At 73.7% G+C, this 5,344-nt stretch carries 6 protein-coding genes; 3 read left to right on the top strand and 3 right to left on the bottom strand.

Annotated elements, in window-relative coordinates:
- Positions 1-106: 106 nt before the first annotated feature.
- Entirely contained in the window at positions 107-613 is a 507-nt protein-coding gene (locus tag ACZ3YO_RS38820; RefSeq protein ID WP_396320103.1) for an NUDIX hydrolase, read from the bottom strand.
- A 70-nt stretch (positions 614-683) separates the two neighbouring features.
- Between ACZ3YO_RS38820 and ACZ3YO_RS38815 the strand changes: the two genes are divergently transcribed.
- On the top strand, positions 684-1,937 hold the full coding sequence (locus ACZ3YO_RS38815) for a serine hydrolase domain-containing protein (RefSeq protein ID WP_465578867.1): 1,254 nt from the start codon (positions 684-686) through the stop codon (positions 1,935-1,937).
- A gap of 84 nt (positions 1,938-2,021) precedes the next feature.
- Here the strand turns inward: ACZ3YO_RS38815 and ACZ3YO_RS38810 are convergent, their stop codons facing one another.
- On the bottom strand, positions 2,022-2,345 hold the full coding sequence (locus ACZ3YO_RS38810; protein ID WP_465545148.1) for a nuclear transport factor 2-like protein: 324 nt from the start codon (positions 2,343-2,345) through the stop codon (positions 2,022-2,024).
- Between the two features lie 149 nt (positions 2,346-2,494).
- Between ACZ3YO_RS38810 and ACZ3YO_RS38805 the strand changes: the two genes are divergently transcribed.
- Together ACZ3YO_RS38805 and ACZ3YO_RS38800 are read left to right on the top strand one after the other, a co-directional pair.
- The gene (locus ACZ3YO_RS38805; protein WP_465578864.1) at positions 2,495-2,923 is read left to right on the top strand and encodes a DUF6325 family protein; all 429 of its coding nucleotides are present in this window, start codon (positions 2,495-2,497) and stop codon (positions 2,921-2,923) included.
- 7 nt (positions 2,924-2,930) lie between these two features.
- Positions 2,931-3,323, top strand: coding sequence for an SHOCT domain-containing protein (locus ACZ3YO_RS38800; RefSeq protein ID WP_465578862.1), 393 nt, complete (start codon positions 2,931-2,933; stop codon positions 3,321-3,323).
- A gap of 163 nt (positions 3,324-3,486) precedes the next feature.
- On the opposite strand, the gene exaC is transcribed toward ACZ3YO_RS38800, so the two are convergent.
- Complete coding sequence (gene exaC / locus ACZ3YO_RS38795; protein ID WP_465578860.1) at positions 3,487-5,010, bottom strand: acetaldehyde dehydrogenase ExaC; 1,524 nt, start codon at positions 5,008-5,010, stop codon at positions 3,487-3,489.
- Between the last annotated feature and the right edge of the window lie 334 nt (positions 5,011-5,344).

Below are 5,344 nucleotides of genomic sequence, written 5' to 3'. Positions count from 1 at the left end.
CATACCGCGATTCTGGCGTACGAAGATCAGCTCTGTTCGACCGCCCCACGCTCCACCCGGCCACCGACTTGACGGCTTGGCGCCGTGAGGTGTCTATCCGGCCGCGCTACCCGCGCAGTTCCTGGTAGCGGCGGTACGCCTCCAGCCCGTCGGGGACGAACTCGTCGCGGGCCAGCCGCTCGTCCAGCTCCGCCGGGGTGAGCCAGGCGTGCCAGGCGACCTCCGACTCCTGCGGCGACACCGGGCCGTCCCACTCCGCCTCGTACAGGTCGCACCACCAGGAGAGGCCCTCCTGACGGAACAGGAACTTGAACAGCGGCCGGGGCTCGATCCCCCGCACGCCGAGCTCCTCCTCGGCCTCCCGGACGGCGGCGCTCGCGTACGTCTCGCCGGCGCCGACCACGCCGCCGACGAACATGTCGTGCATGCCCGGGGCGAACAGCTTGGTGTCGGTACGCCGGTGGACGAAGATCCGCCCGGCGGGGTCGCGGACCAGGATGAAGACGCAGCGGTGCGTCAGCCCGTCCCGGTACACCTCCCCGCGCGGGGCGGTCCCGATCACCCGGTCGTGCTCGTCGACGACGTCCAGCAGCTCTTCGGCAGGGTTGGTCATGACGGACAGGTTAGGGTTTCCGGGCCCGGTTCGAACGGCTCGAACGGTTCGAACGCGGGACACTGGACCAATGTCGGACGAGTCTGGGCGGCGCGCGGTGGTGGAGATCTGGGGCGAGACGGCCGAGGGCTTCGAGTCGGTACGGGACGCCTTCGCCCGCAACTTCGACGAGTACGGCGAGCTGGGCGCGGCCTTCGCGCTGTACGTGCGCGGGCGCAAGGTGGTCGACCTGTGGGGCGGCGACGCCCGCCCGGAGGTCGGCGGACGGCCCGCGCCGGCCGTGCCGTGGACGGCCGACACCGCGCAGGTGCTGCGCTCCGTCACCAAGGGCCTGACCGCCACCACCGCGCTGCTGCTGGCCGACCGCGGACAGCTCGACCTGGACGCCCCGGTCTCCTCGTACTGGCCGGAGTTCAAGGCCGCCGGCAAGGACCGGGTGCCGGTGAGCTGGCTGCTCTCGCACCAGGCCGGCGTGCCCGCACTGGACGTGCCGCTGCGGCTGGAGGACGTGCTGACCTGGGAGCCGGCGGCCGCTGCCGTCGCCGCCCAGGCGCCCGCCTGGGAGCCGGGCACCGCGCACGGCTACCACCCGTACACCTTCGGCTGGCTGGTCGGCGAGGTGGTCCGGCGGGTGAGCGGGCGCACCGTCGGCCAGTACTTCGCGGAGGAGATCGCCCGGCCGCTCGGCCTCGACCTGTGGATCGGGCTGCCGGCCGGCGCCGCGCCGCGGGTCGGCAGGCTGGTCGACCTGCCCGCCCCGGAGGCCGCCCGGACCGGGCCGAGCGGGCTGAGGCTGCGCCCCAAGCAGTCGGTCCGGGACGCCTACCAGGACCCGGCCTCGCTGACCGCCCGGGCCTTCGCCTCGGTGCGGCCCGGGGTGGACCTCAACGACCCCGCGGTGCAGGCCGCGGAGATCCCCGGGGCGGGCGGGATCGGCACCGCCCGCTCGCTGGCCCGGTTCTACGCGGCGCTGGTCGGCGCGGCCGACCGGCACGGTCCCGGGGCGGGCGAGGCCCTGCCGCCGCTGCTCGGCGCGGAGGTGCTGACGCGCGCGGCCGGGCCGGTGGTGAGCGGGCCGGACCGGGTGCTGATCGTCAACTCGACGTTCGGCCTCGGCTTCTTCCGGCACGGCCCGACCGCGCTGATGGCCTCGCCGGCGAGCTTCGGCCACCCGGGCCGGGGCGGCTCGCTCGGCTTCGCCGACCCCGACCTCGGGCTGGGCTTCGGTTACGTCACCAACGGCATGCAGCCCGGGGTGACGGGCGACATCCGCTCGCGGAACCTGATCCGCGCGGTGCGCGGCTGCCTCGGGCTGCCCGCCTAGGGCTCGGGCTCGCCGGCCCGGGCCGGCCCGGCGTCGGGCAGAGCCGTGCCGCGTGAGGCCTGCCGGCGTGAGGCCTGGCCGGCGTCAGGCCTGGCCGGTCTCGAAGCGCGAGATCTTCCCGTTGTCGACGACGAAGCGCCAGGCGGTGCGCATCTCGCCCCAGGTGTCGTTGCTGTAGTTGGCGACCAGCGCGTGCCCGCCGTCGGACTCGGACTGGACGTCCATGCGGCCGCGGCTGGAGAAGATCTCCCGCTCCGTCCAGTCGTCGATGTCCCGGTCGGATCCGTCGTCGGACATGGTCGCGCCCGGGGCGAGCAGCGCCTGGAAGGCGGCCCGGTCGCCGGCGTTGACCGCGGCGACGAAGGAGCGGACGGTCGGGTCGGACAGTTTGGCGATGGCGATGGTCATGGGGTCTCCCAGGGGGACGACGGGTATGGACTTCCTGTTTATTGCGTCGCCCGGGCGTGTCCGGGAATGTCGGCGGCGAGTCGGATATTTTCCAAATTCGTGTGCTTAGATCCGGCTATGGGCGATTTGCACGGAGAAGGGAGGCCCGTATGGGTCCGGCCGAACTGCTCGTCCTGACGTTCCCGCAGCAGACCATCACCGTGGAGGCGGCCACCGCACTGGGCAAGCTGCGCACCGCGGGCGACATCCGCGTGATCGACTCCCTCGTGGTGACACGGCACCCGGAGGGCGAGGCGACGTACGGCGAACTCGCCGACTTCGAGCACCTGTGCGGTGTCGTCCCGGACGGGAACGCCGGACTGCCGCTGATCGGGCCGGAGGACGCCCAGGAGGCGGCGGAGCTGCTGGCGCCGGGGACGGTGGCGCTGCTGGTACTGATCGAACACGTCTGGGCGCAGGAGGCCGCCGAGGCACTGCGCGCGGTCGGGGGGCGGATCGCCTCGGGCGTCCGGATCCCGCCGGAGCACATCGACGAGGCCGTCCGCGCCGCCCAGGCGCACCGCGCGGCCGGGAAGTGAGGACGCCATGTTCCGACCCTTGCGCCCGATCCGCCCGGTGCGGGTGATGCGGCCGGTGGGCGCGCCCCTGGTGCGCGGGCTGGTCGTGGGCGGAGCCGCGTACGCGGCCGGCCGCGGTGCCGCCGACCGGCGCCGTGGCGAGCAGGACCAGAACGAGGCGATCGCCGGGCTGCGGGTCCAGCAGGTCCAGCCCGTCCAGGTCCAGCGTGTCCAGTGGGTCCAGCCCGTCCAGCAGGTCGCCGCACCGGCCCCGCAGACGGTGCGGACCGCGCCCGGCGGCGCGCCGGACATCGCGCCGGACATCGCCGACAAGCTCGCCGACCTGGGCCGCATGGCCCAGCAGGGCCTGCTCACCCCCGAGGAGTTCGCGGCGGCGAAGGCGCGGCTGCTCGGGGGGTGAGCTCGGGAGAAAACGCGGTCGGCGCCCCGTCCGGGGTGTCCGGCCGCGGACCACGGGGAGTGGTGGCGGAGTGGGAAGTCGGCCGGTCCGACTTCCCACTCCGCGTTCTCGGGCGCCGGCCTCACCGGGTGAGGCCGGACACCCCACGCTCCCGGGGGTGGGCCTAGAAGAAGCCGAGGGCGTCGGGGGAGTAGCTGACCAGCAGGTTCTTGGTCTGCTGGTAGTGCTCCAGCACCGCCTTGTGGTTCTCCCGGCCGATGCCGGAGTTCTTGTAACCGCCGAATGCCGCATGCGCCGGGTAGGCGTGGTAGCAGTTGGTCCAGACCCGGCCCGCCTGGATGGCCCGCCCGGCCCGGTACGCGGTGCTGCCGTCCCTGGTCCAGACGCCCGCCCCCAGGCCGTACAGGGTGTCGTTGGCGAGCGCTATGCCGTCGTCGAAGTCCTCGAAGCGGGTGACCGAGACGACCGGGCCGAAGATCTCCTCCTGGAAGATCCGCATGCTGTTGACGCCCTCGAACACGGTGGGCGTCACGTAGTAGCCGCCGGCGAGCGACCCGCCGAGGTCGGCGCGTTCGCCGCCGGCCAGCACCTTGGCTCCCTCGGCCTGCCCGATCTCGATGTAGGCGAGGATCTTCTTCAGCTGGTCGTCGCTGGCCTGGGCGCCGACCTGGGTCTCGGTGTCCAGCGGGTTGCCCTGACGCATCGACCGCACCCGCTCCAGGCCGTCGGCCAGCAGCCGGTCGTAGACCGCGGACTGGATCAGTGCCCGGCTCGGGCAGGTGCAGACCTCGCCCTGGTTGAGGGCGAACATCGCGAAGCCCTCCAGCGCCTTGTCGTAGAAGGCGTCCTGCTCGGCCGCGACGTCGGCGAAGAACAGGTTGGGGCTCTTGCCGCCGAGCTCCAGCGAGACCGGGATCAGGTTGGCGCTGGCGTACTGGGAGATCAGCCGGCCGGTGGTGCTCTCGCCGGTGAAGGCGATCTTGCGGATCCGGCTGCTGGAGGCCAGCGGGCGGCCGGCCTCCAGTCCGTAGCCGTTGACCACGTTGACGACGCCGGGCGGCAGCAGGTCGGCGATCAGCTCGACCAGCACCAGGATCGACGCCGGGGTCTGCTCGGCGGGCTTGAGCACTACCGTGTTGCCGGCGGCCAGGGCCGGGGCGAGCTTCCAGACCGCCATCAGGATCGGGAAGTTCCACGGGATGATCTGGCCGACCACGCCCAGCGGCTCGTGGAAGTGGTACGCCACGGTGTCCTCGTCCAGCTGGGAGAGGCCGCCCTCCTGGGCACGCAGCGCGCCGGCGAAGTAGCGCAGGTGGTCGACGGCGAGCGGCAGGTCGGCGGCCAGCGTCTCGCGCACCGGCTTGCCGTTCTCCCAGCTCTCCGCGACGGCCAGCGCCTCCAGGTTCGCCTCCACCCGGTCCGCGATCCGCAGCAGCACCTGGGCACGTTCGGCGGGCGGGGTGCGGCCCCAGGCCGGCGCGGCGGCGTGGGCGGCGTCGAGCGCGGCCTCGATGTCCTCGGCGGTGCCGCGGGCGACCTCGGTGAAGACCTCGCCGGTGACCGGGCTGGGGTCCTCGAAGTACTCGCCGCGGACCGGAGGAGTCCACCGGCCGCCGATCCAGTGCTCGTACCGGGGACGGTAGTTGACGATGGATCCGGGGCTGCCGGGGGGCTGGTAGACCGTCATGTTCTGGGTGCCTCCTCGTTGTCGGGGCACCGCCGCGGCGCGCGGGCCGGGCGGTGCGCCGGACCGCGGACGGGTGGCCCGGCGGCCCGGCGGAGGGAACGGACACGCACGTGGGCCGGGCGCCGCCGGGGCGCCCCGCCGGTTGGCACCCTAGCCGTGGACGGCCGCTTCGGCTACGGTCCGTACTGCGGCCGTCCACGGAGGGTACGGTGTTCCGGCCGTTTTCCGCCGCCGGGCTCACGTGGGCCGGGCGCGCCCGGAGATGCCCCGGGCAGGCCCGAACGCGCCCGGAGATGCCCCGGGCAGGCCCGGACGCGCCCGGAGATGCCCCGGG

It is taken from the genome of Kitasatospora sp. NPDC022785 (assembly GCF_055561295.1).
Note: the sequence above shows the minus strand (reverse complement) of the source record. Positions and strands in the feature narration are given on the sequence as shown.